The sequence below is a fragment of the Pseudomonas fakonensis genome (assembly GCF_019139895.1).
GTDB classification, from domain to species: domain Bacteria; phylum Pseudomonadota; class Gammaproteobacteria; order Pseudomonadales; family Pseudomonadaceae; genus Aquipseudomonas; species Aquipseudomonas fakonensis.
This window is the reverse complement of record NZ_CP077076.1, coordinates 5,912,836-5,939,813: the sequence shown is the minus strand read 5'-3', so window position 1 is coordinate 5,939,813 and position 26,978 is coordinate 5,912,836. Positions and strand designations below refer to the sequence as shown.

Annotated in this window: 28 protein-coding genes; 14 read left to right on the top strand and 14 right to left on the bottom strand. The window is 65.1% G+C overall.

Annotation, left to right across the window (positions count from 1 at the left end; all coding sequences use genetic code 11):
* Positions 1–31: 31 nt before the first annotated feature.
* From mgtA to KSS94_RS26200, 3 genes are all read right to left on the bottom strand, one after another.
* Positions 32–2,722, bottom strand: coding sequence for a magnesium-translocating P-type ATPase (gene mgtA / locus KSS94_RS26210; RefSeq protein ID WP_217840916.1), 2,691 nt, complete (start codon positions 2,720–2,722; stop codon positions 32–34).
* Between the two features lie 843 nt (positions 2,723–3,565).
* Entirely contained in the window at positions 3,566–3,994 is a 429-nt protein-coding gene (locus KSS94_RS26205; protein ID WP_217840915.1) for a TOBE domain-containing protein, read from the bottom strand.
* 23 nt (positions 3,995–4,017) lie between these two features.
* A complete protein-coding gene (locus KSS94_RS26200) occupies positions 4,018–4,281 on the bottom strand; it encodes an accessory factor UbiK family protein (protein WP_217840914.1) in 264 nt (87 codons plus the stop codon).
* Between the two features lie 407 nt (positions 4,282–4,688).
* Here KSS94_RS26200 and glnK point away from each other — a divergent pair, with 407 nt between their 5' ends.
* The 3 genes from glnK to sutA all read left to right on the top strand — a co-directional run bounded on the left by glnK (position 4,689) and on the right by sutA (position 7,167).
* Positions 4,689–5,027: a P-II family nitrogen regulator gene (gene glnK / locus KSS94_RS26195; protein ID WP_002555808.1), complete on the top strand. Its 339-nt coding sequence runs from the start codon at positions 4,689–4,691 to the stop codon at positions 5,025–5,027.
* 49 nt (positions 5,028–5,076) lie between these two features.
* Entirely contained in the window at positions 5,077–6,408 is a 1,332-nt protein-coding gene (locus KSS94_RS26190) for an ammonium transporter (RefSeq protein ID WP_217840913.1), read from the top strand.
* A 429-nt stretch (positions 6,409–6,837) separates the two neighbouring features.
* On the top strand, positions 6,838–7,167 hold the full coding sequence (sutA, locus tag KSS94_RS26185) for a dormancy-specific transcriptional regulator SutA (protein ID WP_217840912.1): 330 nt from the start codon (positions 6,838–6,840) through the stop codon (positions 7,165–7,167).
* 355 nt (positions 7,168–7,522) lie between these two features.
* Here sutA and KSS94_RS26180 read toward each other — a convergent pair whose 3' ends face one another.
* The 6 genes from KSS94_RS26180 to lptM are packed head-to-tail and all read right to left on the bottom strand — an operon-like array spanning position 7,523 to position 12,112.
* Positions 7,523–8,218: an HAD family hydrolase gene (locus KSS94_RS26180; protein WP_217840911.1), complete on the bottom strand. Its 696-nt coding sequence runs from the start codon at positions 8,216–8,218 to the stop codon at positions 7,523–7,525.
* Complete coding sequence (xerC, locus tag KSS94_RS26175) at positions 8,215–9,114, bottom strand: tyrosine recombinase XerC (protein WP_217840910.1); 900 nt, start codon at positions 9,112–9,114, stop codon at positions 8,215–8,217. Before xerC ends, KSS94_RS26180 begins: the two co-directional genes overlap by 4 nt.
* Positions 9,114–9,812 carry a DUF484 family protein gene (locus KSS94_RS26170; RefSeq protein WP_217840909.1) on the bottom strand — a complete coding sequence of 233 codons (699 nt, stop codon included), beginning with the start codon at positions 9,810–9,812 and terminating at the stop codon, positions 9,114–9,116. The genes xerC and KSS94_RS26170 overlap by 1 nt, the downstream gene beginning before the upstream one ends.
* 13 nt (positions 9,813–9,825) lie before the next feature.
* Positions 9,826–10,656, bottom strand: a complete 831-nt coding sequence (dapF, locus tag KSS94_RS26165; protein ID WP_217840908.1) for a diaminopimelate epimerase — start codon at positions 10,654–10,656, stop codon at positions 9,826–9,828.
* Between the two features lie 4 nt (positions 10,657–10,660).
* Positions 10,661–11,908 (bottom strand): diaminopimelate decarboxylase, encoded by a 1,248-nt coding sequence (gene lysA / locus KSS94_RS26160; protein ID WP_217840907.1) that lies wholly within the window; start codon positions 11,906–11,908, stop codon positions 10,661–10,663.
* A 9-nt stretch (positions 11,909–11,917) separates the two neighbouring features.
* The gene (gene lptM, locus KSS94_RS26155; RefSeq protein WP_217840906.1) at positions 11,918–12,112 is read right to left on the bottom strand and encodes an LPS translocon maturation chaperone LptM; all 195 of its coding nucleotides are present in this window, start codon (positions 12,110–12,112) and stop codon (positions 11,918–11,920) included.
* A gap of 234 nt (positions 12,113–12,346) precedes the next feature.
* On the opposite strand from lptM, the gene cyaY reads away from it, so the two are divergent.
* The 3 genes from cyaY (at position 12,347) to rnk (ending at position 13,465) form a co-directional block, all read left to right on the top strand.
* Positions 12,347–12,679 carry an iron donor protein CyaY gene (cyaY, locus tag KSS94_RS26150; RefSeq protein WP_016502185.1) on the top strand — a complete coding sequence of 111 codons (333 nt, stop codon included), beginning with the start codon at positions 12,347–12,349 and terminating at the stop codon, positions 12,677–12,679.
* 1 nt (position 12,680) lies between these two features.
* Positions 12,681–12,899, top strand: a complete 219-nt coding sequence (locus KSS94_RS26145) for a DUF1289 domain-containing protein (RefSeq protein WP_217840905.1) — start codon at positions 12,681–12,683, stop codon at positions 12,897–12,899.
* Between the two features lie 155 nt (positions 12,900–13,054).
* Positions 13,055–13,465 carry a nucleoside diphosphate kinase regulator gene (rnk, locus tag KSS94_RS26140; protein ID WP_194788182.1) on the top strand — a complete coding sequence of 137 codons (411 nt, stop codon included), beginning with the start codon at positions 13,055–13,057 and terminating at the stop codon, positions 13,463–13,465.
* A gap of 108 nt (positions 13,466–13,573) precedes the next feature.
* Here rnk and KSS94_RS26135 read toward each other — a convergent pair whose 3' ends face one another.
* The 3 genes from KSS94_RS26135 to KSS94_RS26125 all read right to left on the bottom strand — a co-directional run bounded on the left by KSS94_RS26135 (position 13,574) and on the right by KSS94_RS26125 (position 17,231).
* The gene (locus KSS94_RS26135; protein WP_217840904.1) at positions 13,574–16,444 is read right to left on the bottom strand and encodes a class I adenylate cyclase; all 2,871 of its coding nucleotides are present in this window, start codon (positions 16,442–16,444) and stop codon (positions 13,574–13,576) included.
* Positions 16,445–16,633: 189 nt separating this feature from the next.
* Positions 16,634–16,879, bottom strand: coding sequence for a TIGR02647 family protein (locus tag KSS94_RS26130; protein WP_217840903.1), 246 nt, complete (start codon positions 16,877–16,879; stop codon positions 16,634–16,636).
* A gap of 52 nt (positions 16,880–16,931) precedes the next feature.
* A complete protein-coding gene (locus KSS94_RS26125; protein ID WP_217840902.1) occupies positions 16,932–17,231 on the bottom strand; it encodes a hypothetical protein in 300 nt (99 codons plus the stop codon).
* Positions 17,232–17,375: 144 nt separating this feature from the next.
* Here KSS94_RS26125 and KSS94_RS26120 point away from each other — a divergent pair, with 144 nt between their 5' ends.
* The gene (locus KSS94_RS26120) at positions 17,376–18,038 is read left to right on the top strand and encodes a glutathione S-transferase (RefSeq protein ID WP_217840901.1); all 663 of its coding nucleotides are present in this window, start codon (positions 17,376–17,378) and stop codon (positions 18,036–18,038) included.
* A gap of 101 nt (positions 18,039–18,139) precedes the next feature.
* Here KSS94_RS26120 and argH read toward each other — a convergent pair whose 3' ends face one another.
* Positions 18,140–19,534, bottom strand: a complete 1,395-nt coding sequence (gene argH / locus KSS94_RS26115) for an argininosuccinate lyase (RefSeq protein WP_217840900.1) — start codon at positions 19,532–19,534, stop codon at positions 18,140–18,142.
* A 298-nt stretch (positions 19,535–19,832) separates the two neighbouring features.
* Here argH and KSS94_RS26110 point away from each other — a divergent pair, with 298 nt between their 5' ends.
* The 7 genes from KSS94_RS26110 (at position 19,833) to rsd (ending at position 26,184) form a co-directional block, all read left to right on the top strand.
* Positions 19,833–20,579: a LytR/AlgR family response regulator transcription factor gene (locus KSS94_RS26110; protein WP_217840899.1), complete on the top strand. Its 747-nt coding sequence runs from the start codon at positions 19,833–19,835 to the stop codon at positions 20,577–20,579.
* 120 nt (positions 20,580–20,699) lie between these two features.
* Entirely contained in the window at positions 20,700–21,641 is a 942-nt protein-coding gene (gene hemC / locus KSS94_RS26105; protein WP_217840898.1) for a hydroxymethylbilane synthase, read from the top strand.
* Positions 21,638–22,417: a uroporphyrinogen-III synthase gene (locus tag KSS94_RS26100; RefSeq protein ID WP_217840897.1), complete on the top strand. Its 780-nt coding sequence runs from the start codon at positions 21,638–21,640 to the stop codon at positions 22,415–22,417. Before hemC ends, KSS94_RS26100 begins: the two co-directional genes overlap by 4 nt.
* A gap of 31 nt (positions 22,418–22,448) precedes the next feature.
* Positions 22,449–23,549 carry a uroporphyrinogen-III C-methyltransferase gene (locus KSS94_RS26095; RefSeq protein WP_217840896.1) on the top strand — a complete coding sequence of 367 codons (1,101 nt, stop codon included), beginning with the start codon at positions 22,449–22,451 and terminating at the stop codon, positions 23,547–23,549.
* Positions 23,546–24,784: a heme biosynthesis HemY N-terminal domain-containing protein gene (locus tag KSS94_RS26090; protein WP_217840895.1), complete on the top strand. Its 1,239-nt coding sequence runs from the start codon at positions 23,546–23,548 to the stop codon at positions 24,782–24,784. The genes KSS94_RS26095 and KSS94_RS26090 overlap by 4 nt, the downstream gene beginning before the upstream one ends.
* A gap of 201 nt (positions 24,785–24,985) precedes the next feature.
* On the top strand, positions 24,986–25,483 hold the full coding sequence (locus tag KSS94_RS26085; protein ID WP_217840894.1) for a disulfide bond formation protein B: 498 nt from the start codon (positions 24,986–24,988) through the stop codon (positions 25,481–25,483).
* Between the two features lie 230 nt (positions 25,484–25,713).
* Complete coding sequence (gene rsd / locus KSS94_RS26080) at positions 25,714–26,184, top strand: sigma D regulator (RefSeq protein WP_217840893.1); 471 nt, start codon at positions 25,714–25,716, stop codon at positions 26,182–26,184.
* Position 26,185: 1 nt separating this feature from the next.
* On the opposite strand, the gene KSS94_RS26075 is transcribed toward rsd, so the two are convergent.
* Positions 26,186–26,851, bottom strand: coding sequence for an FKBP-type peptidyl-prolyl cis-trans isomerase (locus tag KSS94_RS26075; RefSeq protein ID WP_217840892.1), 666 nt, complete (start codon positions 26,849–26,851; stop codon positions 26,186–26,188).
* Positions 26,852–26,978 lie beyond the last annotated feature (127 nt).

Here is a 26,978-nt window from a genome sequence, read left to right as displayed (position 1 = left end):
CTAGGGGTATCCCTGATGCCTCAGGGGCAGTTCAGAACCACTGGCCGAAACGGCGGATGTACAGGGTCTTCATGCCCTGGGCCACCAGGCAGTAGCCCAGCAGGGTGGCCACCAGCCAAGGGAAGTATTCCCACGGCAGCGGCACCAGCCCGACCATCGCTCCCAGCGGTGAGAAGGGGATGTACAGCCCCAGGGCAATCACCAGCCCGGTGGCAAGGATCACCGGCAGCGCTGCGGTGCTCTGGAAGAACGGCACCTTGCGGGTGCGTAGCATGTGCACCACCAGGGTTTGCGACAGCAGCCCCTCGACGAACCAGCCCGACTGGAACAGTGCCTGCATTTCCACGCTGTTGGCGGCGAACACGTACCACATCAGGGCGAAGGTGGTGATGTCGAAAATCGACGAGGTGGGCCCGATCCACAGCATGAAGCGGCCGATGTTGCCGGCATCCCACTTGCGTGGCTGACGCAGGAATTCCTTGTCCATGCGGTCCCAGGGCAGCGACAGCTGCGAGAGGTCGTACAGCAGGTTCTGCAGCAGCAGGTGAATCGCCAGCATCGGCATGAACGGGATGAACGCGCTGGCCACCAGCACCGAGAACACGTTGCCGAAGTTGGAGCTGGCGGTCATGCACAGGTACTTCATGATGTTGCCGAAGGTTTCGCGGCCTTTGAGCACGCCTTCTTCGAGCACCATCAGGCTCTTTTCCAGCAGGATGATATCGGCTGATTCCTTGGCGATATCGGTGCCGCTGTCCACCGAAATACCCACGTCGGCGTCGCGCAGGGCGGGGGCGTCGTTGATGCCGTCACCAAGAAAACCGACGGTGTGGCCGTTGGCTTGCAGTGCCTTGAGCACCCGCGACTTCTGCAGCGGGGTGAGCTTGGCGAACACCGTGCGTTCTTCTGCCAGCACCTGCAGCTGGCTGTCATCCAGTTGTTCGATGTCCTGGCCGAGCAGCGGCTGGCCGGGCTCCAGGCCCACTTCGCGGCACACCTTGGTGGTGACCACCGGGTTGTCGCCGGTGAGCACTTTCACCCTTACGCCCATCTCGCGCAGTGCAGCAATGGCGGGGCCTGCGGTTTCCTTTGGCGGGTCGAGGAAGGTCAGCAGGCCACGGATCACCAGCCCGCGCTCGTCGTCGGCGTGGTATTGCGCCTTGCGTTCGCCAGCCGGGATTTGGCGGGTGCCCACCAGCAGCACGCGAAAGCCCTCCTGGTTGTAACGGCTGGCGCTGGCCAGCAGTTGTTCGCGGCGCGCGGCATCCAGGGGCAGGTGCTGGCCGTCATCCTCCACATGGGTGGCGATGGCGAGCATCTCTTCCACCGCGCCCTTGCTCACCAGCAGGTGCACGCCCAGGGCATCCTTGACGATCACCGACAGGCGCCGGCGAATGAAGTCGAACGGCAGCTCATCGACCTTGGCGTAGGCGAAGGGGGGCTGGAACTGGCTGTTTTCGCCGGCAAAGCGCAGCACGGCCTGGTCCATCAGGTTTTTCACGCCGCTCTGGTGGTGGCTGTTGAGCCAGGCCAGTTCCAGCAGGTGCGGGTTGCTTTGGCCGTCGAGGCCGACGTGGTGCTCGAGGATGATGCGGTCCTGGGTCAGGGTGCCGGTCTTGTCGGTGCACAGCACGTCCATCGAGCCGAAGTTCTGGATGGCGTTCAGGCGTTTGACCACCACTTTGCGCCGGGCCATGGCCACGGCGCCCTTGGCCAGGTTGGCGCTGACGATCATCGGCAGCATTTCCGGGGTCAGGCCCACGGCCACGGCCAGCGCGAACAGGAAGGCATCGCTCCAGTCACCCTTGACCACGCCGTTGAGCACGAACACCACCGGCACCATCACCAGCATGAAGCGGATCAACAGGGCGCTGACGCTGTTCACCCCGCGGTCGAAGGCGGTCTGGCTGCGTGAGCCGGCGATGGCCTTGGCCAGCGAGCCGAAGTAGGTGCGTTTGCCGGTGGCCACCACCACGGCGCGGGCCCGGCCGCTGACCACGTTGGTGCCCATGAAGCCGACATTGGGCAGCTCGAGCAGGTTGCCGTCGTCGTTGCTGCTGCCTTCGGCGGACTTCTGCGCCACATGGCCGAGGGTGTCGTATTTCTCGACTGGCAGCGCCTCGCCGGTGAGCACGGCCTGGCTGATGAACAGGTCGCGGGACTCGATCAGGCGGATGTCGGCGGGGATCATGTCGCCGGCGGCCAGTTGCACGATGTCACCGGCCACCAGTTCGTTCATGGGCACTTCGCGCAGGCGGGCAGGGCGGTCGATGCGTTCGCGGCGCAGCACCGTGGCAGTGGTGCGGACCATCGCCTTGAGGGCTTCGGCGGCCTTGCCCGAACGGTATTCCTGCCAAAAGCGCAGCAAGCCGCTGACGCTGACCATGGTCAGGATGATGATCACCTTGGTCAGGTCGAGGTCGTCGGTGTCGCCGGCCTGCAGCGGCAGCCAGTAGTCGGTGAGGAAACTGATGGCAGCGAGGGTCAGCAGTACATAAATGAAGGGGTTGTGCAGCGCCTTGAACAGTTGCACCAGGGCCGGTTGGGGTTTGTCGTGGGCGACTTCGTTGGCGCCGTCGCGCAGCAGGCGCTTGGCGGCCTCGTGTTCGGTCAGGCCGAGTTCGCTGGTATCAAGGTTGGCGAAGGTCACGCCCAGGCCGTTGCGGGCTTCGCGGGCGGCGTGGACTTCGCAGGCTTTGGTGTTGCGGTCTTTTACGGTCATTTGGCTGTGCTCCTGCCGCAGGAGGCGGCACGACACACAGCGGGCTCACTACTGTGAGAGGGCGTGGGTCGGGCCGCGATCATTCGATCGGTGTTTTGTCCGGCGTTTTCGAGTTCGCTGGCGAAGGCCGGGTTTATTGTCGGCAGCGAACTTTCTACTGGCTGAGTCCATGGTGTTTCGGGTTCCTTTTAAAAGTTTCAGGCAATAAGTTCCCCGCGAACTTAAATATTTGAAGGTTCGGGCTTATATAGTGCTTGTTCAGTTTTTATCGGGCGCCGCGCCCGTAGCCGATTACGCTATGAGCGCGGCTTGTCGACTTGGAGGTTCCGGGTTGTCGTCGGCGTGGCACAGCCATGCGGCGTGCAGCCGTGGGCAGCGCGCGAAAGGCAGGTGGTAATGCGGCGAGGCCGCAGGCTGCGTGGCATGACGCGGCGCAAGAGGCGCGCGGGGCCGGCGATGTATGCAGGTGTTGACGTTCATGAGCTTGCCTCCGTCCGGGCTGGCACCCGGGGCGGCAAGCTACGGCGGAGCATCAGGCTCTGGCGCGGCTTGCCCGACCATGGGGGCGGGCCCGGTATTCCGGTTCAGGTGCCTGGCAGCCAGGGGCGGCCAGGCAACGACTAGATACTGTGTCCATTGAGTTCTTCGTGAGTTGAAATAAAGGCCCGTTTCAAGGGCGGTGGAACTTTATGCAAAGCATAGCGGGTGCGTCAACAGGCAAGGTGTAACTTAAAGAAGTTTCATCTTGTTTTAAGGGGAATGTATATGTAGGAAATTTCATATTTCATTTGAGGGCCCCATCGCCGGCTTCCGGCGATGGGGCCTCTGAAGGGCAAGCTCAAGTCAGGGCTTTGCACCCAGAATGATGTGCGAGGCCTTGATCAGCGCGGTGGCCTTCACACCTGGTGCCAGGCCGAGCTCTTGCACCGCCTCGCGGGTGACGATGGCGAACACTTCGGTGCCACCGGCCAGCTTCAGTACCACTTCGGCGTTGACTGCACCGTCGCCTACACGCACCACCTCACCTTCCAGGGCGTTGCGCGCCGACAGGCGATAACCGTCGGCGTCGGTCATCAGCACCACCCAGGGTGCCTTGACCAGTGCCACGGCCTGCTTGCCGACATTGATGTTGAGGTTGTGCAGGCTGGTCATGGTGACCACGGCCACCAATTTTTCGCCGCCACCCAGGGTCAGCTCGACCTCGGCATTCACCGCGCCAGGCTGGACGGCGCTGACGGTACCTTCGAAGACATTGCGGGCACTGACTTTCATGTAAACGCTCCGTGTATCGGTTGTTATTCTGCGGGCGGCGGCGCCAGCCGGGCTTCCAGCTCGGCAAATTGCTGCTCCAGCGCCTCCAGGCGGGCGCGGGTGCGGGCCAGCACCACCATCTGGCTGTCGAATTCGTCGCGGCTGACCAGGTCGAGCTTGCTGAAAGCGCCCTGCATCAACACCTTGAACTGGCTTTCCAGTTCGGCGCGAGGCTGTGCGGTGTCACCGCTGAACAGGCGCGAGGCCTGGTCGCTCAGGGCATCGAGAAAGGCTTTGGGCGCGAGCATGTGTGGCTATCCGCTGATCTGTGAAAGGGCAGCAGTGTAGCACGCAGCTTTTTTGCACCGCGTCTGCACACTTTTTGCGCAGCGTGGCCAAAGGTCGCGCACTGAAATTGTGCAGCTTTGTCCTGCTGGCGACTGGCCAATCCCGAGTCTTTCACGCAACTAGCTGTTTTTCGGCGTTTTCCCGTACCTGGCAAGGTTTCTGCAAAGACCTGATCAAGCCGTGCACTGATGCAGTCCATCGACAGCAAGCAGTGCGCAGGCCGAGCCGCGAGGCCCACCGTTACAGCCGCATCGTGTCTTGGCGGGGAGGATGGAGCCGACGATGCGTTACAAAGCCAGGCGCTGCGCTTAGACTTGAGACGGGTTTGTTTTCCTGGGGCAAGTCCACCAAATCGGGAGAGAGTTTCATGAAGCTAGTCACTGCCATCATCAAGCCGTTCAAGCTGGACGACGTGCGCGAGTCGCTGTCGGAAATCGGCGTGCAGGGCATCACCGTGACCGAGGTCAAGGGCTTCGGCCGCCAGAAGGGTCACACCGAGCTGTATCGCGGCGCCGAATACGTGGTCGATTTCCTGCCCAAGGTAAAGATCGATGTCGCCATCGACGACAAGGACCTTGATCGGGTGATCGAAGCCATCACCAAGGCGGCCAACACCGGCAAGATCGGTGACGGCAAAATCTTCGTGGTCAATCTGGAGCAGGCGATCCGTATCCGTACCGGCGAAACCGATACCGACGCGATCTAAGCGCTACAAAAAAAGCCTCACCAAACCCAACGCCCCAGGAGAAAACAACATGACTCTGCGCAAGATCGCAGGGCTAGGAGCCCTATTGTCCCTCGTAATGCCAGGGCTGGCCCTGGCCGAGGAAGCTGCCCCGGCGCTGAACTCCGGTGATACCGCCTGGATGCTCACCGCCACGGCGCTGGTGCTGTTCATGACCATCCCGGGCCTGGCCCTGTTCTATGGCGGCATGGTGCGTTCGAAGAACGTGCTGTCGGTGATGATGCAGTGCTTCGCCATTACCGGCCTGATGAGCCTCCTGTGGGTGATTTTCGGCTACAGCCTGGCCTTCGATACCACCGGTATGGAAAAGGGCGTACTCAACTTCAATTCCTTCGTCGGCGGCCTGAACAAGGCATTCCTCAGCGGCGTCACGCCTGACAGCCTGACCTCGGCCACCGCGTTGTTCCCGGAAGCGGTGTTCATCACCTTCCAGATGACTTTCGCCATCATCACCCCGGCGCTGATTGTCGGCGCCTTCGCCGAACGCATGAAGTTCTCGGCCATGCTGATCTTCATGGCCATCTGGTTCGTGCTGGTCTATGCACCGATCGCGCACATGGTCTGGAGCGGTGACGGCGCGCTGATGTGGGACTGGGGCGTGCTGGACTTCGCCGGCGGCACCGTGGTGCACATCAACGCCGGTATCGCAGGCCTGGTCTGCTGCCTGGTACTGGGCAAGCGCAAGGGCTATCCGACCACCCCGATGGCCCCGCACAACCTGGGTTACACCCTGATCGGCGCGGCCATGCTGTGGATCGGCTGGTTCGGCTTCAACGCAGGCTCCGCCGCTGCCGCCAACGGCACCGCCGGCATGGCCATGCTGGTGACCCAGATCGCCACCGCCGCCGCCGCCCTGGGCTGGATGTTCGCCGAGTGGATCGGCCACGGCAAACCCAGCGCACTGGGCATCGCCTCGGGTGTGGTCGCGGGCCTTGTGGCCATCACCCCGGCTGCCGGTACCGTTGGCCCGATGGGCGCCCTGGTGATCGGCCTGGTGTCGGGTGTGGTGTGCTACTTCTGCGCCACCAGCCTCAAGCGCAAGCTGGGCTATGACGATTCCCTCGACGCCTTCGGCGTGCACGGCATCGGCGGTATCGTCGGCGCCCTGCTCACCGGCGTGTTCGCGGCGCCTGCCCTGGGCGGCTTCGGCGCGGTCACCGACATCGGTGCGCAGTTCTGGATTCAGGCCAAGGGCGTGATCTTCACCGTGGTCTACACCGCCATCGTCACCTACATCATCCTCAAGGTGCTGGATGTGGTGATGGGCCTGCGGGTCAACGAAGAAGAAGAGTCGGTTGGCCTCGACCTGGCTCAGCACAACGAGCGCGGCTACAACCTGTAACCGCCACGCTGGAAAACTTGCCCGGTTCGCCGGGCATTTTTTTGCCTGTAATTTGCCGTTTTGCCTGGGGCAAACGGTTTCTATGTCCTGTTCGCGACGCGGGCACAAAACTTACAACGGATCGGGCATTTCTGGTGCTTTGCTTTTTCTGCGAGCGCGCTAGAATGCGCGCCGAAGGGTGCTGCACAGGTTGTCCGCACACTTCGCTACCCTTTGCTAGGCTTGCAGTAGCCTGTTGCCAGCAAGGGTTCAAGCATTTTGGTAGGGCTCTGCTTCGAGCGGGGCCTGTTGGGTGCCGGGCTCCCATCAGGAGGCGGGCACTGGAGGCAGTGGCCAACCCACGGCCAGTTGAATTTTCACCGGTAGCCGCCGGTCTACGGCTGCACCGGTCTATAACTAACCTGCTTTTCGCAAGTCATGAGGTAGAACATGAGCGACGACGATCTGGAAAACGACGACCTCGAAGTAGGCGACGAAGACGAGGGTGATGAGGGCATAGAGGCTGCGGCTGACGACGGCGCCGAAGATTCCGGCGACGACGACAGCAGCCCGGCACCCGCTGCCAAGGGCAAGTCCAAGGCGGCGGTCTCGGTAGACGAGATGCCGAGCATGGAAGCCAAGCAGAAAGAGCGTGATGCCCTGGCCAAGGCGATGGAAGAGTTCCTTTCGCGCGGCGGCAAGGTGCAGGAAGTCGAGGCCAATGTGGTCGCCGACCCGCCCAAGAAGCCGGACAACAAGTACGGCAGCCGCCCTATCTGAGTGGCTGAATGCAAAAAAGCCCGCCGTCGCTGCGGGCTTTTTTGTGGGCGTCGGGATTGTGTGGCCCGTAAACCAACGCTGTCCTGTAGGTGCTAGCCCAGCTCTGCGTACTGTGCTGTCGCGCGGAGAACTGGTCTCGCAGATGCGCCGCGGTCCCAAGGCCTTGGCCTCATGCAAAATTGCTGGGGCTGCTGCGCAGCCCATCGCGACACAAGGCCGCTTCCCACGGGGGCCGCGGCGCATCTGCGAGACCAGTTCTCTGCGCGACAGCGCAGCCTGAGGGGCTGGGTGTTCTCCTACAGGGATCGCGCCAGTTGTTCGTAATTGAGCAAGACGCTTGTTTTCGCGTTAGCGCTCAGCGCCAGCGGGCGAGTACGTCGGGCAGTTGTGACAGGCGCTGAATCTCGGCATCCGGGGCTTTTTCGCCCGCCCAGGCCAAGCCCCGCGGGTTGAACCACACCGCGCGCAAACCGGCGCGCTGGGCCCCGGCGATGTCGTCGCCGGGGTGGTCGCCGATATGCACTGCAGCATCGGCCTGTACTTCACCGCGCTTGAGCGCCTCCAAGAACGGCGCCGGGTCGGGCTTGCCTACACCTAAGTCCTCGGCGCACAGGGCGAAGCGGAAATAGTCCGCCAGGCCGATCCGGCGCACGTCGGCGTTGCCGTTGGTGACCACGCCCAGGGTGTAGTGATGGCGCAGGATCTCCAGCACCGGCTGCACCTCGGGGAACACCTCTACCTGGTGGCGGGCGTGCAGGAACACCTCGAAACCTTCGTTGGCCAGCTCCAGGGCGTGTTTTTCGCTGTAACCGACTTCTTCCAGGGCATGGAACAGCACCCGCCGGCGCAGGGCGCTGATGCGGTGCTTGAGGCCCGGCTCGGCCTGCACCAGGCGCTCGCGGATGGCGAACAGGTGCTCGACCGGCACCGCGCCCAGCGTCGGTGCGTTGGCTTCGAGCCAGTCGCGTAATACCACTTCGGCGCTGGCGATCACCGGCGCGGTGTCCCACAGCGTGTCGTCGAGATCGAAGGTGATCAGCTTGATGCTCATGAGTCTGTGCCTTTGCTGCGTTTGGCCCGGGGGTGGGCGCTGTCGTACACCGCGGCCAGGTGCTGGAAGTCCAGGTGGGTGTAGATCTGCGTGGTGCTGATGTCGGCGTGGCCGAGCATTTCTTGTACCGCGCGCAGGTCCTGGGACGATTCCAGCAGGTGGCTGGCGAAGGAATGGCGAAGCATGTGCGGGTGCAGGTGCTGGCCAAGCTCGCGCTCGCCGGCGGTCTTCACCCGCAGCTGGATGGCCCGCGGGCTCAGGCGTTTGCCCTGGCGGGTGATGAACACCGCGCCGTCCTGCGGGCTGCCGATGCCGCGCAGGCGCAACCAGGCCTGTAGTGCCTCGCGGGCCTTGCGCCCGACCGGCAGTACGCGGCTCTTGCCGCCCTTGCCGAGCACCTGCACCAGGCCGCCGGCAAGGTCCAGTTGCTCAAGATTCAGGCAGGTCAGCTCCGACAGGCGCAGGCCCGAGGAGTAGAACAGCTCGAGGATGGCTTGGTCGCGGCGGGCGATGAAGTCGTCGTCCACGCCGCCGTCGAGCAGTTGCAGGGCGCGGTCGGTGTCCAGTGCCTTGGGCAGGCGGCGTTCGCCCTTGGGCGGTGACAGGCCATTGGCTGGGTCGTGCTGGCACAGGCCTTCGCGGTTGAGGTAGCGGTACAGCCCGCGCACCGCCGACAGCAGCCGCGCCAGGCTGCGCGAGGACTGGCCGTGGTGGTGCTGGCGCGCCACCAGTTGGCGCAGTTGCTGCACCTGCAGCGCACCCCAGCCGGCGATGCCCTGGGTGTTGCAGAATTCGACGACCTTTTCCAGGTCGCGGCGGTAGCCCTTGAGGGTGTGGTCGGACACCTGGCGCTCGTTGCGCAGGTGTGCGCAATAAGCCTCCAGCTGGCGTTCCATCAGCGTACCGGGCGTAGCGTGTTGGTGAAGCGCGGCACCACGCGGCCGAGCACTTCGGCGATGTAGCTGAGGAACAGGGTGCCGACGCTGCTCTTGTAGTGCTGCGGGTCGCGGCTGCCGATCGCCAGCACGCCGTGCAGGCCCTGGTACTCCAGGGTGGCTACGGCGCTGGAGCCGACCTCCTTGTGCTGTTCGCTGCCAAACAAAAAGGCCAGCTCGTGCTCGCGCAGGCTGCCGCTGATGGTCTTGCCGCCGCCGATCAGCCCGCCAATGGCCTGCTGCGCCTCGGCACCGGACACCCAGCGGCCCACCGGGGCTGCATTTTCGCCAAACAGGATCAGGCTGACGAAGGGCACCTGGAATTCCTGGCGCAGGCTGTCTTCGACGGCCATCACCACTTCTTCCAGGCTGCCGGCGTCGAGCAGGTCGAGGATCAGCCGGCGGGTCTTGTCGAACAGCCGGTCGTTGTCGCGGGCCACGTCCATCAGCTGCGACAGGCGGTGGCGCATCTCGATGTTGCGGTCACGCAGCAGCTTGAGCTGGCGCTCCACCAGCGACACGCTGTCGCCGCGCTGGTGGGGGATGCGCTGCTCGACCAGCAGCTCGTCATGCTCGGCGAAGAACGTGGGGTGGGCGCGCAGGTAGGCGACCACCGCGTCGGCGTCGAGCTCGGGTACTGCTTTGGGCTGATCGGTCATGGCGGATACTCGCTTAGAGACGAACCTGTCCTTCGAAAACGCGTACGGCAGGGCCGGTCATCAACACCGGTTTGCCTGGGCCGCCCCATTCGATACTCAGGCGCCCGCCCGGCAGGTCGATGGACACTGGCGAGTCCATCCAGCCCTGGGCGATGGCTGCCACGGCAGCGGCGCAGGCGCCGGTACCGCAGGCCTGGGTTTCACCGGCACCGCGCTCCCAAACCCGCAGGTTGGCGCGGTGGCGGTCGATCACCTGGATGAAGCCGGCATTGACCCGCTGCGGGAAGCGCGGGTGGTGCTCGATTTTCGGCCCCAGTTCATGCACCGGTGCGCTGTTAATGTCGTCGACGCGCAGCACCGAGTGCGGGTTGCCCATGGACACGGCGGCGATCGGGTAGACCTGGCCGTCGACTTCCAGCGGGTAACTCAGCGCCTGCTGGTCGGCGACGAAGGGGATTTCGGCCGGCGCCAGGCGCGGCGGGCCCATGTCGACACAGACCTGGCCATCGTTGCGTACGTCCAGCTCGATGATGCCGCCCTTGGTTTCGACGCGAATGCGCTTCTTGGCGGTCAGGCGCTTGTCCAGCACGAAGCGGGCGAAGCAGCGCGCGCCGTTGCCGCACTGTTCAACTTCCGAACCGTCGGCGTTGAAAATGCGGTAGCGGAAGTCGACCTCGGGGTTGCTCGGCGCCTCGACGATCAGCAGCTGGTCGAAGCCGACGCCGGTGTTGCGGTCACCCCATTGCTTGGCGTGCTTGGGCTGGATGTGCGCGTGCTGGCTGACCAGGTCGAGGACCATGAAGTCGTTGCCCAGCCCGTGCATCTTGGTAAAACGCAGCAGCATGGGCTTACTCCGGCAGCAGGCTTTCGCCAGCAAACAGTTCTGCGACGGTCTCGCGGCGGCGCACTTCGAAGGCCTGGTCACCATCGACCAGCACTTCGGCGCAGCGGCCACGGGTGTTGTAGTTGGAGCTCATGACGAAACCATAGGCGCCTGCCGACTGCACGGCCAGCAGGTCGCCCTCGGCGAGGTTGAGCACGCGGTCCTTGGCGAGGAAGTCGCCGGTCTCGCAGATCGGCCCGACCACGTCATAGCTGCGGCCTTCGCCTTCGCGCGGGGTGACGGCACTGACGCCCATCCAGGCCTGGTACAGGGCCGGGCGGATCAGGTCGTTCATCGCCGCGTCGACGATGGCGAAGTCCTTGTGTTCGGTGTGCTTGAGGTATTCCACGCGGGTCAGCAGCACGCCGGCGTTGGCCACGATGTAGCGGCCCGGCTCGAATACCAGGGCCAGGTCGCGCTCGCCCAGGCGCGCGCGAATGGCCTGGATGTAGTCGGCCAGCAGCGGCGGCTGTTCGTCGCGATAACGCACGCCCACGCCGCCGCCCAGGTCGAGGTGGCGCAGGTGAATGCCGCACTCGGCCAGGCGGTCGACCAGCACCAGCAAGCGGTCGAGGGCGTCGAGGAAGGGTTCGACCGTGGTCAGCTGCGAGCCGATGTGGCAGTCGACACCGACCACGTCGAGGTTCGGCAGCTGTGCGGCGCGTACGTAGATGGCTTCGGCGTCGCTGATGGCGATGCCGAACTTGTTCTCTTTAAGCCCGGTGGAGATGTACGGGTGGGTGCCGGCGTCGACGTCGGGGTTGACCCGCAGCGATACCGGGGCAACCTTGCCCATCTCGGCCGCCACTACTTGCAGGCGCTCGAGCTCGTCGGTGGACTCGACGTTGAAGCAGAGCACGCCCACTTCGAGGGCGCGGCGCATGTCTTCCCGGGTTTTGCCGACGCCGGAGAACACCACGCGGTCGGCGCGCCCGCCAGCGGCCAGTACACGCTCCAGCTCACCGCCGGAGACGATGTCGAAGCCTGCGCCCAGGCGCGCCAGCAGGTTCAGCACGCCCAGGTTGGAGTTGGCCTTGACCGCGAAGCACACCAGGTGCTCGCTGCCTTGCAGGGCATCGGTGTAGCTGCGGTACTGGGCCTCGATGTGGGCGCGCGAGTACACGTAGGTGGGGGTGCCGAAACGCTCGGCGATGGCCGACAGGCTCACCCCTTCCGCGTGCAGCTGGCCGCCGCGGTAGTTGAATGCGTCCATCGGACTTCCTTATTCCTCGGGCTGCGCTTGTTCCGCGTCGTCCTGCTGCTCGGCCGGGTGCGCGTGCTGGTGCTGGTGGGCGCTTTTCGGGGCTTTGCCGTCCTTGCCGTCGTCGGGCAGGTAGAGCGGGCCTTTCTGGCCGCAGGCCGAAACGAGGCAGGCAACCGCGATCAGGGCGGCGAGGGAGGAAGTCAGGCGTTTCATGAAGTGAAATCCTTGGAAATATGCAGTATTGCGGCCGAGTATACCGAGCGCCCGGCATATTGCCTATGCGAGGGCCGGGCCGCCTGGCGGGGGCGCTTGGCCTGCACCTGCCGCATCGTCGGCAAGCCGGCTCCTACAGCAGTTGGGCGATTGGCGCTAGTCTTTGCATTCGGCGGCAACCCGCCTTATCGTGCCCGGCTTGCGTGTGTGCAGCCATTTTTCGAGGTCCTAGCAATGAGTTTGAGCGAAGCGCGTTTCCATGACCTGGTCGATGCGACCCAACAGGCGCTGGAAGACCTGTTCGACGAGAGCGGCATGGACCTGGACATGGAGAACTCCGCCGGGGTGCTGACCGTCAAGTTCGAAGGCGGCGCCCAACTGATCTTCAGCCGCCAGGAGCCGCTGCGCCAGCTGTGGCTGGCCGACCGCTCCGGTGGTTTCCACTTCGACTACGACGAAGAAAGCGGCAAGTGGGTGTGCGAAAAGAGCGAAGAGCTGCTGGGCGAAATGCTCGAGCGCATCGTCTGGGAACGTGCCGGCGAAAAGCTGGACTTCGACGAGATCTGAGATGACCACCGCCCCTCGGCCACCGAAGCCGCTGTACAGCAACGTCAGCCCGGCGGTTCCCTCACCTTGTATCAGCGTATGTCGGCTGGATGAGCACAAGGTATGTACCGGCTGCCACCGCCATGTCGAGCATATCCGCGAGTGGCGGGCGGCCGACGACGAACGGCGGCGGCAGATCTGCCGCGAGGCCCTGGCCTTGAAAGCGCGGGCGCAGGCATAGCCACACCCAGGCTGTGGGCTTGAGTATTTACTGCGCTGTGGTAGTGTCAGGTTCTGCGTCGATGACGCACGAGCATTCGCAAACCCCGCCCTTGGGCGGGGTTTTGCTTTATCTGCCCCAGGAAAACCGCCCCGTTCAAGGAGTCTGACCGGATCATGAGCACCAAGCCTTCCCTCACCCTCACCCGCCTGGATGTCCAGCGTCTCGAGCGCCTGCTCGACAGCCTCGATGAAAGCACCCCAGGTGTGCTCGCCCTGCAGGACGAGCTGGACCGCGCCGAGCAGGTGGTCGGGCATGAAGAGGTGCCGGCGGGTGTGGTGACCATGAATTCGCGGGTGCACTGCCGCGAGATCGCCAGCGGCAAGGATTACCACCTGACCCTGGTGTACCCGAAAGACGCCGGCCCCGAGGGCAATGTGTCGATCCTTGCGCCGATCGGCTGCGCACTGCTGGGGCTGTCGGTGGGTGACCAGATCGACTGGCCGGCGCCGGGTGGCAAGACCCTGAAGCTCGAGCTGCTGGCGGTCGAGTATCAGCCTGAAGCCGCTGGCGATTTCGACCTCTGACCTCACAGGGCCTTCGCCCCCCTGTAGGAGCCGGCTTGCCGGCGATGAGGCCTGCACAGGCGGCATCAAATGTTGCCAGAACGGGCCCTATCGCCGGCAAGCCGGCTCCTACAGGGATCGTGTCGGGGCTTGAAGCTCCTGTTCCAGCCCATCATTCAACGCCTGCTCCAGCTCACGCTTGTAGCGCAGGCACAGGCTGGTCGAGCCAGGCTCGTCGCCCAGCAGCTCGGACAGGTCGACGTCGGTGATGTAGCAGCGGTAATTACCGGCACTGCGCCGCTGGCGCAGGATCTGCCGGGCGACCACGGTGTACAGCTGGTCGCCATGCTCCAGCTCCGAGTACTCCTGCTGGTCGCAGTACAGCGTGACGTGTACCGCGCCACCGGCACCGCTCTGCACAATCGCCTGCACCTCATAGTAAGGCTGGCTGGGGCTCTCCTGTGGCACCGGGCGCGGCTCCAGGCTGCGCGCCTTGCCGATGCCACTGGGCAGTAGCTGCTGGTAGACGATTTCCAGCGCTGCCTGCGGCAGGCTGTCCAGCGGCAGATGGGCGTCGCGGCGCATCACCGTCGACTGCAAGAAGCGCTGCAACGGCAGCAGCAGGTGCTGCTCGTCCTGCATCGGCAGGCGCTGTTGCCACAGCGCATTGTGCTCGTCGAGCACATACAGGTCGGCCCAGCCGTCGAGCAGGCGGTAGAACACCTGGATGCAACCGGGCTGACCCTGCTCCAGCACCATCGGCAGGTCGTGGTCCTGCAGGGCATTGCCGTCCAGGTGCAGCGGGCTGTAGCTGTTGCGCTCCTCGCCCAAGGCCACCAGCACGGCGTCGTGGTTGTCGTGGGTGGCCAGCGTCACCTGCCCGGCCAGCAGTTCGAGCACGTGGGTGTGCTGGGCGACCTGCAGCAGGTAGCGGTGGTTCAAGCCCTGGTCGAGCAGCAGTTGCGCTGTGTCGAAGATTTCCTCGACCCGTTGGCCGATGGCCTGGGCGCGGTTGTGGCAGTAGCAGCGCACCCGTACCCGCGGGCGGTGGCTGCGCTGGCCCAGGCTGTTGAGGAAGTCGCGCAGGCAACGTACCAGCGCATGCTCGCCGTCGTAGCGCTGCACCAGCACTTCGTTCCAGCTGTTGAGGGTGACCTGGTCCAGGGTCAGCACAAGGTTTTCGCGCACCCCGGCGTAGCTCAACGAATCGGTGCGCTCGGTGGTCATCAGGATGTTCAAGTCGCGGTGGTGGCGCAGCGGGTCCACCGCCACGTTCACCAGCAGCAGGATTTCGTCGGCCACGCTCGGTTGCAGCAGGCGAACCTCGCTGACCGGCTCCAGCGGCAGCGGGATGGCCTGCTGCAGGCTGCCGAGCAGGTTGAACAGCTCGAAGTCGTTGAGGTCGCTGGCGCCTGGGTGCAGGGCGATACGCGTGCTGCTGTCGATGACGCCATTGCGATGAGCCCAGGTCAGCAGCTCGATCAGTTCGCGGCAGCGCTTGAGTGGGCTGAAGTGCTCCCACTCGTGCACCCCCAGGCTGCCGTTGTACAGGCCCCAAAGGAAGGTGCCGGGTTCCTTGCGGTTGGGTGACTGCACCAGGGTCAGGGTGTCTTCGGCCATGTCCGGGGCGATGCCGGGGTTGATCACTTCGATCTTGCCGGCGCGGCGCTCGAAGGCCGCATACAGCCGCCGGCCCAGCACGTTGAGGTCGCGCTGGTCGGCGCGGCTGTCGGCGTTCTGGCGCTTGGCGAACTGGGTGAGGAAGCGGTAGCTGTGGTTCAGCTCGGCCACCAGCTCGCGGCGCTCGACCGCCACTTGGCGCACCTTCCATTGGCTGCGGCTGTCCAGCAAGGCCAGCTGGCGCTCGTCCCAGCCCCATTCTGCGGCCAGACACGCCAGCAGGCGGCGCTGCCAGCCATCGCTGCGGGCCCGGCCCAGGCCGCTGAGCTTCTTGTTCACCTTCAGGTACAGGCTGCGCCGCACCAGCTCCAGGCGGGTGTGCTCGCCGCGCTGTTGCAGGTACTGCTCGATGCGCCGGTAAACCATCACGTAAGGGTCCAGTTCGTCCAGGTCCAGGCGGTTGGCGAACACCGCCTGTTTGTAGGCCAGGCTCAGACAGCGCACGGCAGGGTGCTCGCTGGCGTAGACCTCGGTCAGCAGCAGCTTGAGCAACGACTTGTAGGGCGAGTCGAGCCCCTTGAACAGCTGCCACAGCCCGGCACCTACGTATTCCCCTGGCGGGATGTGCGCCAGGTGGCCGAGGTCAAGGTCGTCGCGTGCGCGGATGAAGCGCTTGGACAGCAGGGTCTGGGTGTAGGCGCGGTAGTTGTGCTCCTGGTACACCGGCACCAGCCACCACAGCGGCGTTCGCCCGGCCAGCCACAGTGCGGTGCGGTAGAACTCGTCCAGCAGCAGATAGTGCTGGGTGGTGCCGCAGTCGTCGGAACTGAGCTGGCTGTCCCGTTCGCCCTGCACGAAGCCTTGCGGTTCGATCAGGAAGAAGTGCGCCTCGGCGCCCAGGCTGGCCGCCCAGCTCTCCAGTAGCTGGCATTTGCGCCGCAGCTCCGCCAGTGCCTGCTCGCCGAGGTCTGGCGCGTGGCATACCCACAGGTCCATGTCGCTTTGTTCGGCCTGGGCCAGGGTCCCCAGGCTGCCCATCAGGAACAGGCCGTGAATCGGCTGCGGCAGGTTGCCCAAGCGTGGTTTGTGGGTGAACGAGCGGGCCAGGCGCTGGGCCTCTGCCAGCAGGTCGGCGTCCGGCTCGAAGCCCGACACACCGGCCGGCGTGCTGCCAGACACATAGCCTGGCAGCAGCGGGTGGTTGACGTGAAACAGCAGCGGCAACAGTGTCAGTACCTGTTGCTGGCGGCTGGACAGCCCCTCCATCGCCCGCGCCAGCCGCCCCTGGTTGAGCTTGAGAAAGCGCGCGCGCAGGCGCGACAGCTCCTTGCGGTCGATACCCTGGTCGATATCGGGGCGGATTTCGTGGGGGTGGTTCATGGGGCACTCAGGCAGGCCGGTAAGCAATGGCGAGTTTAGCCTGAGTGCGCAGGTCGGATAAGTGGGTAGTGGTTTTTTGGCGTCATGTTAGTCAACGCCTGACGCATTGTGGGAGCGGGCTTGCCCCGCGATGCTCTGGCACCGGTTGCGCCGGTGATCGCGGGGCAAGCCCGCTCCCACGAAGTGATTTCAGGCAGGCTGTGGCGACTTGAGGACGTTCAACAGCAGTTGCACACTTTCAACCGCGTCATGCCCCAGGCTGGTCAGGTAGCCGCCATCGGGTTGGTCGGTCAGTTGCTTGTCGTGCAGGCGCTTGGCCGCAGCGACCAGCGTGGGGGAGGCGTTGGCGTGAATCTTGATGCCTTCCTGGCTGCTGTCCAGGTTGAACAGGGCAAGGACTTCCAGTTCGGCGATCAGCTCGGGGGTGAAGGACATGGTACGACTCCTGACTTCCAGACAAGGATGGAAGTCAGGAGTGTAGTCACGCTTATTCGATATCGCCTTGATCCGCCTCAGGTGGCAGTTCCGGCAGGGCGCGCAGGGCGGTTTCGTACCATTCGGTGTCGAACGCGCGGTCCTGGTCCAGCATGGCGTCGATCTCGATGGCCAGCACGTGGGCCATGAGGTTGAGGATGTCCTCGCGCTCGTAGCCGACCAGGGTCAGTTTGTTGAGCGTGGCCTTGGCCGCTGGCGGCTCGCCGCTCTCGATCTGGTTCTCGATGGCCTGGGTGAGGGTGGCCTCGGCGAAATCTTCGTCGTCATTTTCGATATCGGTGGGCTCGCTCATCGCGCTACTCCTGTGGTGAGGCGCACAGTGTGCCATGCCCGTGGCGGCAATGCCCGGTCATCGACGCCGGGCATGACGCTGGCCAAGGGTAGGGAAGGGGGCTATAAAAGCCGGGCCATCCCCACACGGCCTGGAGGCTGTTCAATGCTCAAGCTTCATGGATTTGCGGTCAGCAACTACTACAACATGGTCAAGCTGGCCCTGCTGGAAAAGGGCCTGCCGTTCGAGGAGGTGCTGTTCTTCGGTGGCGCATCTGCCCAGGCACTGGCGGTCAGCCCCAGGGGCAAGGTGCCGGTGCTTGAGACCGAGCACGGTTTTCTCAGCGAAACCGGGGTGATCCTCGACTACATCGAGCAGACCCAACCGGGCAAGGCGCTGCTGCCGGCAGACGCTTTCGGCCAGGCCAAGGTGCGCGAACTGCTCAAGGAGATCGAGCTTTACATCGAGTTGCCGGCACGTACCTGCTACGCCGAGGCATTCTTTGGTGCTGCGGTCGAGCCGCTGATCAAGGAGCGTGCCCGGGCTGACCTGCTGGCGGGTTTTGCCACCCTCAAGCGCAATGGCCGCTTTGCGCCCTATGTGGCGGGTGAGCAGATGACCATCGCCGACCTGATGTTCGGCTTTTCGGTGGACCTGGCCTGCCTGGTGGGCAAGAAGGTGCTGAACATCGACTTCCTGGCGGACTTCCCGCAGGCGGCCGAGTTGCTCAAGAAGCTGGGTGAGAACCCGCACATGGCGCGGATCGTGGCAGACAAGGACGCGGCGATGCCGGCGTTCATGGAGATGATCAAGAGCGGCAAGCGCTGAGAAAGCAAGGGGCCGCTGTGCGGCCCATCGCCCAGGAAAGTACGCGATCCCTGTAGGAGCCGGCTTGCCGGCGATGGGCTGCAAAGCAGCCCCTGTACGGCTTAGCGCGAGGCCAACAGCGCTTTGCCGCGCACTACAGCAGCCCGCACCTGCGCAGGTGCAGTACCACCGATGTGGTTACGGGCATTCACCGAGCCTTCCAGGGTCAGCACGGCGAATACGTCCTGCTCGATCTGGTCGCTGAACTGGCGCAGTTCGTCCAGGCTCATCTCGGCCAGGTCCTTGCCGGTGTCGACGCCGTACTTCACCGCATGGCCGACGATCTCGTGGCAGTCACGGAACGGCAGGCCACGGCGCACCAGGTAGTCGGCAAGGTCGGTGGCGGTGGAGAAGCCGCGCAGGGCCGCTTCGCGCATGATGGCGTGCTTGGGCTTGATCGCCGGGATCATGTCGGCGAAGGCGCGCAGCGAGTCGCGCAGGGTGTCGGCGGCGTCGAACAGCGGCTCCTTGTCTTCCTGGTTGTCCTTGTTGTAGGCCAGCGGCTGGCCTTTCATCAGGGTCAGCAGGCCGGTCAGGGCGCCGAACACGCGGCCGCTCTTGCCGCGCACCAGCTCCGGTACGTCGGGGTTTTTCTTCTGCGGCATGATCGAGCTGCCGGTGCAGAAACGGTCGGGCAGGTCGATGAACTGGAACTGCGCGCTGGTCCACAGCACCAGCTCTTCGGAGAAGCGCGACAGGTGCATCATGGCGATGCTGGCGGCGGCGCAGAATTCGATGGCGAAGTCACGGTCCGAGACGCTGTCCAGCGAGTTGCCGCCCACGGCCTCGAAGCCCAGCAGCTTGCAGGTGAGCTCGCGGTCGATCGGGTAGGTGGTGCCGGCCAGCGCGGCGCTGCCCAGGGGCATGCGGTTGGCGCGCTTGCGGCAGTCGACCAGGCGCTCGTAGTCGCGGCTGAGCATTTCGAACCAGGCCAGCAGGTGGTGGCCGAAGGTGACCGGCTGGGCGGTCTGCAGGTGGGTGAAGCCGGGCATGATGGTTTCGGCTTCACGCTCGGCCTGCTCCAGCAGGCCCTGTTGCAGGCGGGTGATTTCGGCCAGGATCAGGTCGATTTCGTCGCGCAGCCACAGGCGGATGTCGGTGGCCACCTGGTCGTTGCGGCTGCGGCCGGTGTGCAGCTTCTTGCCGGTGATGCCGATGCGGTCGGTGAGGCGCGCCTCGATGTTCATGTGTACGTCTTCGAGGTCGACGCGCCAGTCGAAGGTGCCGGCCTCGATTTCGCCCTGGATGGTCTTCAGGCCATCGATGATGGTGTCGCGCTCGGCGTCGCTGAGTACGCCGACCTGCGCCAGCATGGTGGCGTGGGCGATCGAACCCATGATGTCGTGGCGGTACAGGCGCTTGTCGAAGTCGACCGAGGCGGTGAAACGGGCGACGAAGGCGTCGACGGGCTCACTGAAACGGCCGCCCCAGGACTGATTGGTCTTGTCGGTGCTCATGGATTCACTCGTTGAAGGCGTGAACGGAAAAAGTGGCGCCGATCATAGCAGGGTTGGGCCCGCCGCCGCAGGGCGCCGGTCGCCAGAATCGTCCGGTAACAAGGGCGCAAGGCTTATTCAACGATTGAACGGCAGTGTTCCACGGAGCGTCTACAGTTGGACAAAGGACTGGCGGTGAATCTGCCAGGCCAGTGAATCTTTGGCCTTCGCATCGGTCTGTAGCGTGACCGCGTTACGGTCACACCACACCTGTCTACGCTATACCCGTGCGAGACTCACTCAGGAATCCAGCGCAATTATGAATGTCCTGATCGTTGATGACGAACCCCAAGCCCGCGAACGCCTGAGCCGGATGCTCGGCGAGCTGGAGGGCTACACCGTGATGGAGCCCAGCGCCACCAACGGCGAAGAAGCCCTGGCGCTGATCGAAAGCCTCAAGCCCGACGTGGTGCTGCTGGACATCGGCATGCCGGGGCTCGATGGCCTTCAGGTCGCTGCCCGGCTGTGCGAGCGCGAGGCGCCACCGGCGGTGGTGTTTTGCACCGGTGATGATGAATACGGCAGCCAGGCCTTTCGCGACAGCACCCTGAGCCATGTCGACAAGCCAATCCAGCCCCAGGCCCTGCGCGATGCCCTGCGCCGCGCCGAAAAACCCAGCCGCACCCAACTGGCGGCCTTGACCCGGCCGGCCGGCGACACCGGCGGTGGCCCGCGCAGCCATATCAGCGCCCGCACCCGCAAGGGCATCGAGCTGATCCCCCTGCCGCAAGTGATCTACTTCATCGCCGACCACAAGTACGTGACCCTTCGCCACGAGGCCGGCGAGGTGTTGCTGGACGAGCCGCTCAAGGCCCTGGAAGACGAGTTCGGCGAGCGCTTCGTGCGCATCCACCGCAACGCCCTGGTCGCCCGCGAACGCATCGAGCGCCTGCAGCGCACCCCGCTTGGGCACTTCCAGCTTTATCTGAAGGGGTTGGATGGCGATGCCCTGACCGTCAGTCGCCGCCACGTGGCCGGTGTGCGCAAGATGATGCAGACGCTCTGAGAACATCCGGTTTGCCGGGGCGCCCGTGGCAGCGGGCTTGCCCCGCGATTGACCCACATCTGCTTGCCTGCCCGGCGATGCTGTTATGATCGACAGCATTTCTCTGCCTCGGGGCGTTTCATGTCCACTCGCGAAATCCGCATTGCCACCCGTAAAAGTGCCTTGGCCCTGTGGCAGGCCGAGTATGTCAAAGCCCGCCTGGAGCAGGCCCACCCGGGCCTGCTGGTAACGCTTGTGCCCATGGTCAGCCGTGGCGACAAGCTGCTTGACGCCCCGCTGGCGAAAATCGGTGGCAAGGGCCTGTTCGTCAAGGAGCTGGAAACCGCCCTGCTCGACAACGAAGCCGACATTGCCGTGCACTCGATGAAAGACGTGCCCATGGACTTCCCCGAAGGCCTGGGCCTGTATTGCATCTGCGAGCGTGAAGACCCGCGCGACGCCTTCGTTTCCAACACCTTCGAAAGCCTTGAGGCGCTGCCGGCCGGCAGCGTGGTCGGCACCTCTAGCCTGCGCCGCCAGGCCCAGCTGCTGGCGCGCCGTCCGGACCTGAAAATCCAGTTTCTGCGCGGCAACGTCAACACCCGCCTAGCCAAGCTCGATGCTGGCGAGTACGACGCCATCATCCTCGCCGCCGCCGGGCTGATTCGCCTGGGCTTCGAAAACCGCATCACCTCGAGCATCAGCGTCGACGACAGCCTGCCGGCGGGCGGGCAGGGCGCGGTGGGCATCGAATGCCGCAGCGCCGACAGCGAAATTCACGCCCTGCTGGCGCCGCTGCACCATGTCGATACCGCCGACCGCGTTGTTGCCGAGCGCGCCCTGAACAAACGCCTGAACGGCGGCTGCCAGGTGCCGATTGCCTGCTACGCGGTGCTTGAAGGCCAGCAGCTGTGGCTGCGCGGCTTGGTCGGCCAGCCTTCCGGCGGCACCTTGCTGGTGGCCGATGCCCGCGCCCCGCGCGGCGACGGCGAGGCTCTCGGCGTGCAGGTGGCCGAGGCGCTGCTGGCCCAGGGCGCCGAGGCGATTCTGAAGGAAGTGTACGGCGAGGCCGGCCACCCGTGAGCCCATGGCGCCTGCTGCTGACCCGCCCTGAAGAGGACTGTGCGGCACTGGCGCAGACCTTGGCCGAGGCCGGCATCGCCAGCTCCAGCCTGCCGTTGTTGGCCATCGAGCCCTTGCAACCGGGCCCGACGCAGCAGCAGCTGGCGCAGGTCGAGCAGGCCCAGGCCATCATCGTGGTCAGCAAGCCAGCGGCGCGTTTGTTGCTGAAACAGCTCGACCAGGCCGGTATCCAAGCTCCGCCTTCGGGCTGGTTCAGCGTCGGCGAGGCGACTGCCGGCATCTTGCAGGCGCGCGGGCTGGTGGTGAGTTGCCCGGCCTCAGGCGATGACAGCGAAGCACTGCTCGGCCTGCCGGCCCTGCGCCAGGCCTTGGCTGGCGTGGTACCCCGGGTGCTCATCGCCCGTGGCGAGGGAGGTCGCGAACTGCTGGCCGAGCGTCTTGCAGAGCAAGGTGCTAGTGTCGAATATCTGGAACTGTATCGTCGCTGCCTGCCGGAGTACCCGGCGGGCACCCTGGCGCGCCGGATCGATGGGGAACGCCTCAACGGCCTGGTGGTCAGCAGTGGGCAAGGTCTTGCACACTTGCAGCAAATAGCGGGTACGGACTGGCTGCGGCTTTCACGCCTGACGCTGTTCGTGCCAAGCCCGCGGGTTGCCGAACAGGCCCGTGCGCTGGGCGCCCGCCAGATTGTGGATTGCCGTGGCGCCAGTGCCGCGGCCTTGCTGGCAGCTGTGCAGCGAACTGCTGCGCCTGCCCCCCAAGGCACCACGCCCTAGCGCGATGGGCCACCATGCAAAGGATGGATACGTGAGCGAAACTGTCTTGCCCCACACCGAACAGCCTGCGGCGCCCGAGGCGCCGGAACCCTCCACCGCCACCCCTGCCCGCCGTTCCGGCACGGGCCTGGCGCTGCTGGCCCTGCTGGTCGGCGCTGCCGGCGTCGCGGTGGGTGGCTGGGGCGTCTGGCAAGTACGCCAGTTGCAGGGCAGCGAGCAGGGCCAGGGCGAGCACCTGCAAGCCCTCAACCAGCGCGCCGATGCCCTGCAGCAGCGCGAGCAGCAGCTCACCACGCAACTGGCCAGCCTGCCGCCGGCCAGCGAGCTGGAAGACCGCCGGCGCCTGGTGGCGCAATTGCAGGGCGACCAGCAGCGCCTCAGCCAGCGCCTCGAGACCGTGCTCGGCGAAAGCCGCAAGGAGTGGCGCCTGGCCGAGGCCGAACACCTGCTGCGCCTGGCCACCCTGCGCCTGTCGGCGTTGCAGGACATCGCCAGTGCCAAGGCCCTGGTCGAAGGCGCTGACGAGATCCTGCGCGAGCAGAGCGACCCGGGCGCTTTCGCTGCCCGCGAGCAGCTGGCGCGCAGCTTGGCCACCCTGGCCAGCACCCAGCAGCCTGACCGTACCGGCCTGTTCCTCAAACTCGCCGCCCAGCGTGAACTGGTGCAGCAGCTCAGCGCCCAGTCGCCGGAGTTCGACAGCAACGCCGACGCCCTGGGTGCGCTGACCGCCGACGGCGACGGCGCCAGCCGCTGGTCACAGTGGTGGGCCGAGATCTCCAAGTACTTCCAGATCGAATTCAACGCCGACGACAACGTGCGCCCGCTGCTTTCGGGGCAGTCGCTCAACCAGCTGCGCCTGGCCCTGAGCCTGACCATCGAGCAGGCCCAGTGGGCCGCGCTCAACGGCGAGGCCAAGGTCTACAACCAGGCCCTGGACGATGCTCGCAGCGTGTTGCTGGCCAACTTCAACGCCGACAACCCGCAAAGCAAGGCGATGCTCGCCAGCCTCAACGAACTGGCCGCGCAGCCGGTGTCGGTGGTCACCCCTGATCTCAGCGAAAGCCTGGCTGCGGTGCAGGCGTATATCCAGCGCCGCCACCTGCCGGCCGATGCCGAAGGGGCCAAGCCATGAAGCGCGTCTACCTGCTGGCCGTGCTGGCGATCGTGATCGCCGCAGCATTGGGCATCGCCATCGCCAAGCACAGCGGCTACGTGCTGGTCGCCTATGGCAGCTTCCGCTACCAGTCAGGGCTGTGGGCGGCGCTGGGGGCGCTGGTCGGTTTAGTGCTGCTGCTGTTGCTGCTGCGTTATGTACTGGGCCTGGTGCTGACCTCCAGCGGCGTGGTCAACCCCTGGTCGCGGCGTAACCGCAGCCGGCGTACCCGCATTGCCGTCGAGCAGGGCCAGCTGGACCTCGCCGAAGGCCGCTGGGCCAGCGCCCAACGCCACCTTCAGCGGGCTGCCGAGTCTGACCGCCAGCCGCTGTTGTACTACCTCGGCGCCGCCCGCGCGGCCAACGAACTGGGCCGTGTGGAAGACCGCGACAACCTGCTGGAGCGCGCCCTGGAGCGCCAGCCCCAGGCCGAGCTGGCGGTGGCCCTGACCCATGCACAGTTGCAGATGGACCGCGGCGAAACCGAAGGCGCGCTCGAGGCCCTGCAGGCCATGCAGGAGCGCCACCCGAACAACGCCCAGGTACTGCGCCTGTTGCAGCGCCTGCACATGGAGCGCGGCGATTGGCCGGCGCTGATCCGTCTGCTGCCCGACCTGCGCAAGCACAAGGTGCTGCCGGGCAATGAGCTGGCCGCCCTCGAGCAGCGCGCCTGGGGCCAGAACCTCGGCCTGGCAGCTACCCGTGGTGAAGACCAGCAGGCCGCCCGCCAGGCGCTGGAACGTGCCTGGCAACAGCTCACCGCGGCCCAGCGCCAGGAGCCGCAGCTGGTGTTGGCCTACGCCGAGCAACTGCGCCAGGTGGGCGCCCAGGGTGAAGCCGAGCAGGCACTGCGTGCCGCGCTCAAGCGCAGCTACGAAAGCCACTTGGCACGGCTCTACGGCCTGGTGCGCGGTGACGACCCGGCACGCCAGCTGCAAACTGCCGAAGGTTGGCTCAAAGACCACCCGCAGGACCCGAGCCTGCTGCTCACCCTTGGCCGCCTGAGCCTGCAGAACCGCTTGTGGGGCAAGGCTCGCGATTACTTCGAAAGCAGCCTGCGCATGGAGCGCAACCCCGAGGCCTGCGCCGAGCTGGCCCGCCTGCTGGCTGGCATGGGCGAGACCGAGCGCAGCAACCAGCTGTTCCAGGAAGGTCTCGGGCTGCTCGACGAGCGCCTGCTGGCCCTGCCGCTGCCGGAAGGTGTGCGCGCCTGAGCCTGCGCTGGCCCGTGCCGAAGCGCGGGCCAGCGGCCTCCCTGCTGGCCGCTGAAACTTCCTTCGGCGCCATCGGAATGTTCCCACCTCGATTAGCTTCGATTCGCTGCTGAACAGCGACGAATCCGCCCTGTAGCGCCTTGATACAAAGCGCGCGTTTCCTCTACCGTTCAGAACCTTTTCCTTACTTGCGGACACCCCATGTCGCCGGCCCGCCTGCGCAGCTTTTTCTTCCCCGCCCTGCTGGTCTCATTGGCCGTGCTGGTTGCATCGTTCGGCCTCGAGCCTGTGGTTGGCCTGCAACCGTGCGCCTTGTGCCTGAGCCAACGGCTGATGCTCGGCTTGTACGCGCTGGTGTGCCTGCTGGCGTTGCTGCAACGGCCGGGTGAGCGCGGCCGGCGCGGCTACGTGTGGTTGGCGCTGGCATGCGCATCGGCGGGGGCGCTGCTGGCCGCGCGGCATGTATGGCTGCAGGGTGGCCCGCTGCCGCCGCCAGGTTGCCCGCTGCCACTGCTGGAGCAGCCGTTGGCCGAAGTGCTGATCGGTTTGCTGTGGGGTAGCGCCGATTGCGTATCGATCAGCTGGAGCTTTCTTGACCTGACCCTGCCTGAATGGAGCCTGCTGGCTTTCGTGCTGCTGGCCCTGCCGCCCCTGACGGCGCTGCTGGCGTATCGTTTCCGCCAACTGGCCGCCGTTTGACCCAGGGCAATGCGCAAGGCATTGCACGACCAGCGGTTTGTAGGAAAGGGATTAAACGCTTGTATGAACTTAGTACGCTGCGTACCTTGATGGGCAGGACGCTCGGGAATAATCTCCCAGCACGCATACCGAAAACACACCTGTTCGATGCCGTCCTGCTGACGTCACTTTTGTGCCACGGCTTGTGCCACGAAGTGCAGCGGCATCTATCCAGAAGGGAAGAGATCGCCATGCTCGATAGTTGCCAGAACGCCCAGGAACGCTGGGGCGGTGTTCACAAGCTGATCGACCGTTGGCTGCAGGAGCGCGAGGAGCTGGTGCAAGCCTTCCGCGCGCTGCGCGATGCCAAGCCGGCGTTTGCCGACAAGGAAAAGAACCGTGATTTCTGCGCGGTGCTGGTCGATTACGTATCGGCCTGGCACTTTGAGGTCAGTGAGCAACTGGTGACCGAGGCCAAGGCTTTCGGTGATGAAAAAGCCCTGAAACTGGCCGAAGAAATCAACCCGCGCATCAACGACATCACCCAGATCGCGCTGGCGTTCAACGACCACTGCGAGAAAGGCGAGTGCACCGACACCGAGCGCTTTGCCGATAAGCTCGGCAAGCTCGGCAGCCTGCTGCACGAGCGCTTCGAGCTGGAAGACTGCCTGATCGAAGTGCTGCACAACGCGCACAAGGAAGAGGGCGCGGTGCCGGCCTGATTCAGTCGGCCACCGCCAGCAGCTCGATTTCGAATACCAGGGGGGTGTAGGGCGCGATCAGGTCGCCCGCACCTTCTGCGCCATAAGCTTGCGCCGAAGGGATCACCAGGCGCCATTTCGCCCCCGCCTTCATGTTCGGCAACGCCACCCGCCAGCCCTCGATCACCGAGTCCAGCTTGAACCATTGCGGTTGCTGGTTCTGGTCGAACACCGTGCCGTCCGGCAGCCTCCCCACATAACGCACCTGCACGCTGCCGCTGGCTTTTGGCTGGGCACCGGTGCCGCCGGCCAGCTCGCTGTAGAGGATGCCTTCGGCCAGTTCGTGCACGCCGGCGCGGGCGCGTTCGGTGGCCATGAAGCGTTTTTCGGCGGCTGTCAGCTTGTCCACTTCGGCCTGCTCGGCAGCGGCGCTGGCCTGTTCGTCGCGCTGTTGCAGGATGGCCTGCATGCGTGACTTCTCGATGCGTGGCGGCTGGCCTTGATAAGCCTGGCGCAAGCCTTCGACCAGTTGCTCCAGTTGCAGGCCGGGCACTTCCTGGCGCAGCCGATCACCCAGGCTTGCGCCGATGCTGTAGGCCAGGTCGTCGCTGTTGGCGGGGGTGTTTTGCGCTGCGGCCAGTGACAGTGGCGCCACCAGGCACAGGCCGAGAATCAGGTAACGGGGCATGCTCGACTCCTGCGGCAATGAGGGCGAAGTATGCCAGCGTTGTTGGCGGCTGATGTGTAAATATCAGCAATACATTATTCGGCAACTACACTTGTTTTCTGCTGCAAGACAACAACTTTGCCCAGGC

Bases quoted from the DNA above. Each gene is read 5' to 3' on its own strand.
- mgtA (WP_217840916.1), bottom strand. From the start codon at position 2,722: ATGACCGTAAAAGACCGCAACACCAAAGCCTGCGAAGTCCACGCCGCC.
- KSS94_RS26205 (WP_217840915.1), bottom strand. From the start codon at position 3,994: ATGAAAGTCAGTGCCCGCAATGTCTTCGAAGGTACCGTCAGCGCCGTC.
- KSS94_RS26200 (WP_217840914.1), bottom strand. From the start codon at position 4,281: ATGCTCGCGCCCAAAGCCTTTCTCGATGCCCTGAGCGACCAGGCCTCG.
- glnK (WP_002555808.1), top strand. From the start codon at position 4,689: ATGAAGCTAGTCACTGCCATCATCAAGCCGTTCAAGCTGGACGACGTG.
- KSS94_RS26190 (WP_217840913.1), top strand. From the start codon at position 5,077: ATGACTCTGCGCAAGATCGCAGGGCTAGGAGCCCTATTGTCCCTCGTA.
- sutA (WP_217840912.1), top strand. From the start codon at position 6,838: ATGAGCGACGACGATCTGGAAAACGACGACCTCGAAGTAGGCGACGAA.
- KSS94_RS26180 (WP_217840911.1), bottom strand. From the start codon at position 8,218: ATGAGCATCAAGCTGATCACCTTCGATCTCGACGACACGCTGTGGGAC.
- xerC (WP_217840910.1), bottom strand. From the start codon at position 9,114: ATGGAACGCCAGCTGGAGGCTTATTGCGCACACCTGCGCAACGAGCGC.
- KSS94_RS26170 (WP_217840909.1), bottom strand. From the start codon at position 9,812: ATGACCGATCAGCCCAAAGCAGTACCCGAGCTCGACGCCGACGCGGTG.
- dapF (WP_217840908.1), bottom strand. From the start codon at position 10,656: ATGCTGCTGCGTTTTACCAAGATGCACGGGCTGGGCAACGACTTCATG.
- lysA (WP_217840907.1), bottom strand. From the start codon at position 11,908: ATGGACGCATTCAACTACCGCGGCGGCCAGCTGCACGCGGAAGGGGTG.
- lptM (WP_217840906.1), bottom strand. From the start codon at position 12,112: ATGAAACGCCTGACTTCCTCCCTCGCCGCCCTGATCGCGGTTGCCTGC.
- cyaY (WP_016502185.1), top strand. From the start codon at position 12,347: ATGAGTTTGAGCGAAGCGCGTTTCCATGACCTGGTCGATGCGACCCAA.
- KSS94_RS26145 (WP_217840905.1), top strand. From the start codon at position 12,681: ATGACCACCGCCCCTCGGCCACCGAAGCCGCTGTACAGCAACGTCAGC.
- rnk (WP_194788182.1), top strand. From the start codon at position 13,055: ATGAGCACCAAGCCTTCCCTCACCCTCACCCGCCTGGATGTCCAGCGT.
- KSS94_RS26135 (WP_217840904.1), bottom strand. From the start codon at position 16,444: ATGAACCACCCCCACGAAATCCGCCCCGATATCGACCAGGGTATCGAC.
- KSS94_RS26130 (WP_217840903.1), bottom strand. From the start codon at position 16,879: ATGTCCTTCACCCCCGAGCTGATCGCCGAACTGGAAGTCCTTGCCCTG.
- KSS94_RS26125 (WP_217840902.1), bottom strand. From the start codon at position 17,231: ATGAGCGAGCCCACCGATATCGAAAATGACGACGAAGATTTCGCCGAG.
- KSS94_RS26120 (WP_217840901.1), top strand. From the start codon at position 17,376: ATGCTCAAGCTTCATGGATTTGCGGTCAGCAACTACTACAACATGGTC.
- argH (WP_217840900.1), bottom strand. From the start codon at position 19,534: ATGAGCACCGACAAGACCAATCAGTCCTGGGGCGGCCGTTTCAGTGAG.
- KSS94_RS26110 (WP_217840899.1), top strand. From the start codon at position 19,833: ATGAATGTCCTGATCGTTGATGACGAACCCCAAGCCCGCGAACGCCTG.
- hemC (WP_217840898.1), top strand. From the start codon at position 20,700: ATGTCCACTCGCGAAATCCGCATTGCCACCCGTAAAAGTGCCTTGGCC.
- KSS94_RS26090 (WP_217840895.1), top strand. From the start codon at position 23,546: ATGAAGCGCGTCTACCTGCTGGCCGTGCTGGCGATCGTGATCGCCGCA.
- KSS94_RS26085 (WP_217840894.1), top strand. From the start codon at position 24,986: ATGTCGCCGGCCCGCCTGCGCAGCTTTTTCTTCCCCGCCCTGCTGGTC.
- rsd (WP_217840893.1), top strand. From the start codon at position 25,714: ATGCTCGATAGTTGCCAGAACGCCCAGGAACGCTGGGGCGGTGTTCAC.
- KSS94_RS26075 (WP_217840892.1), bottom strand. From the start codon at position 26,851: ATGCCCCGTTACCTGATTCTCGGCCTGTGCCTGGTGGCGCCACTGTCA.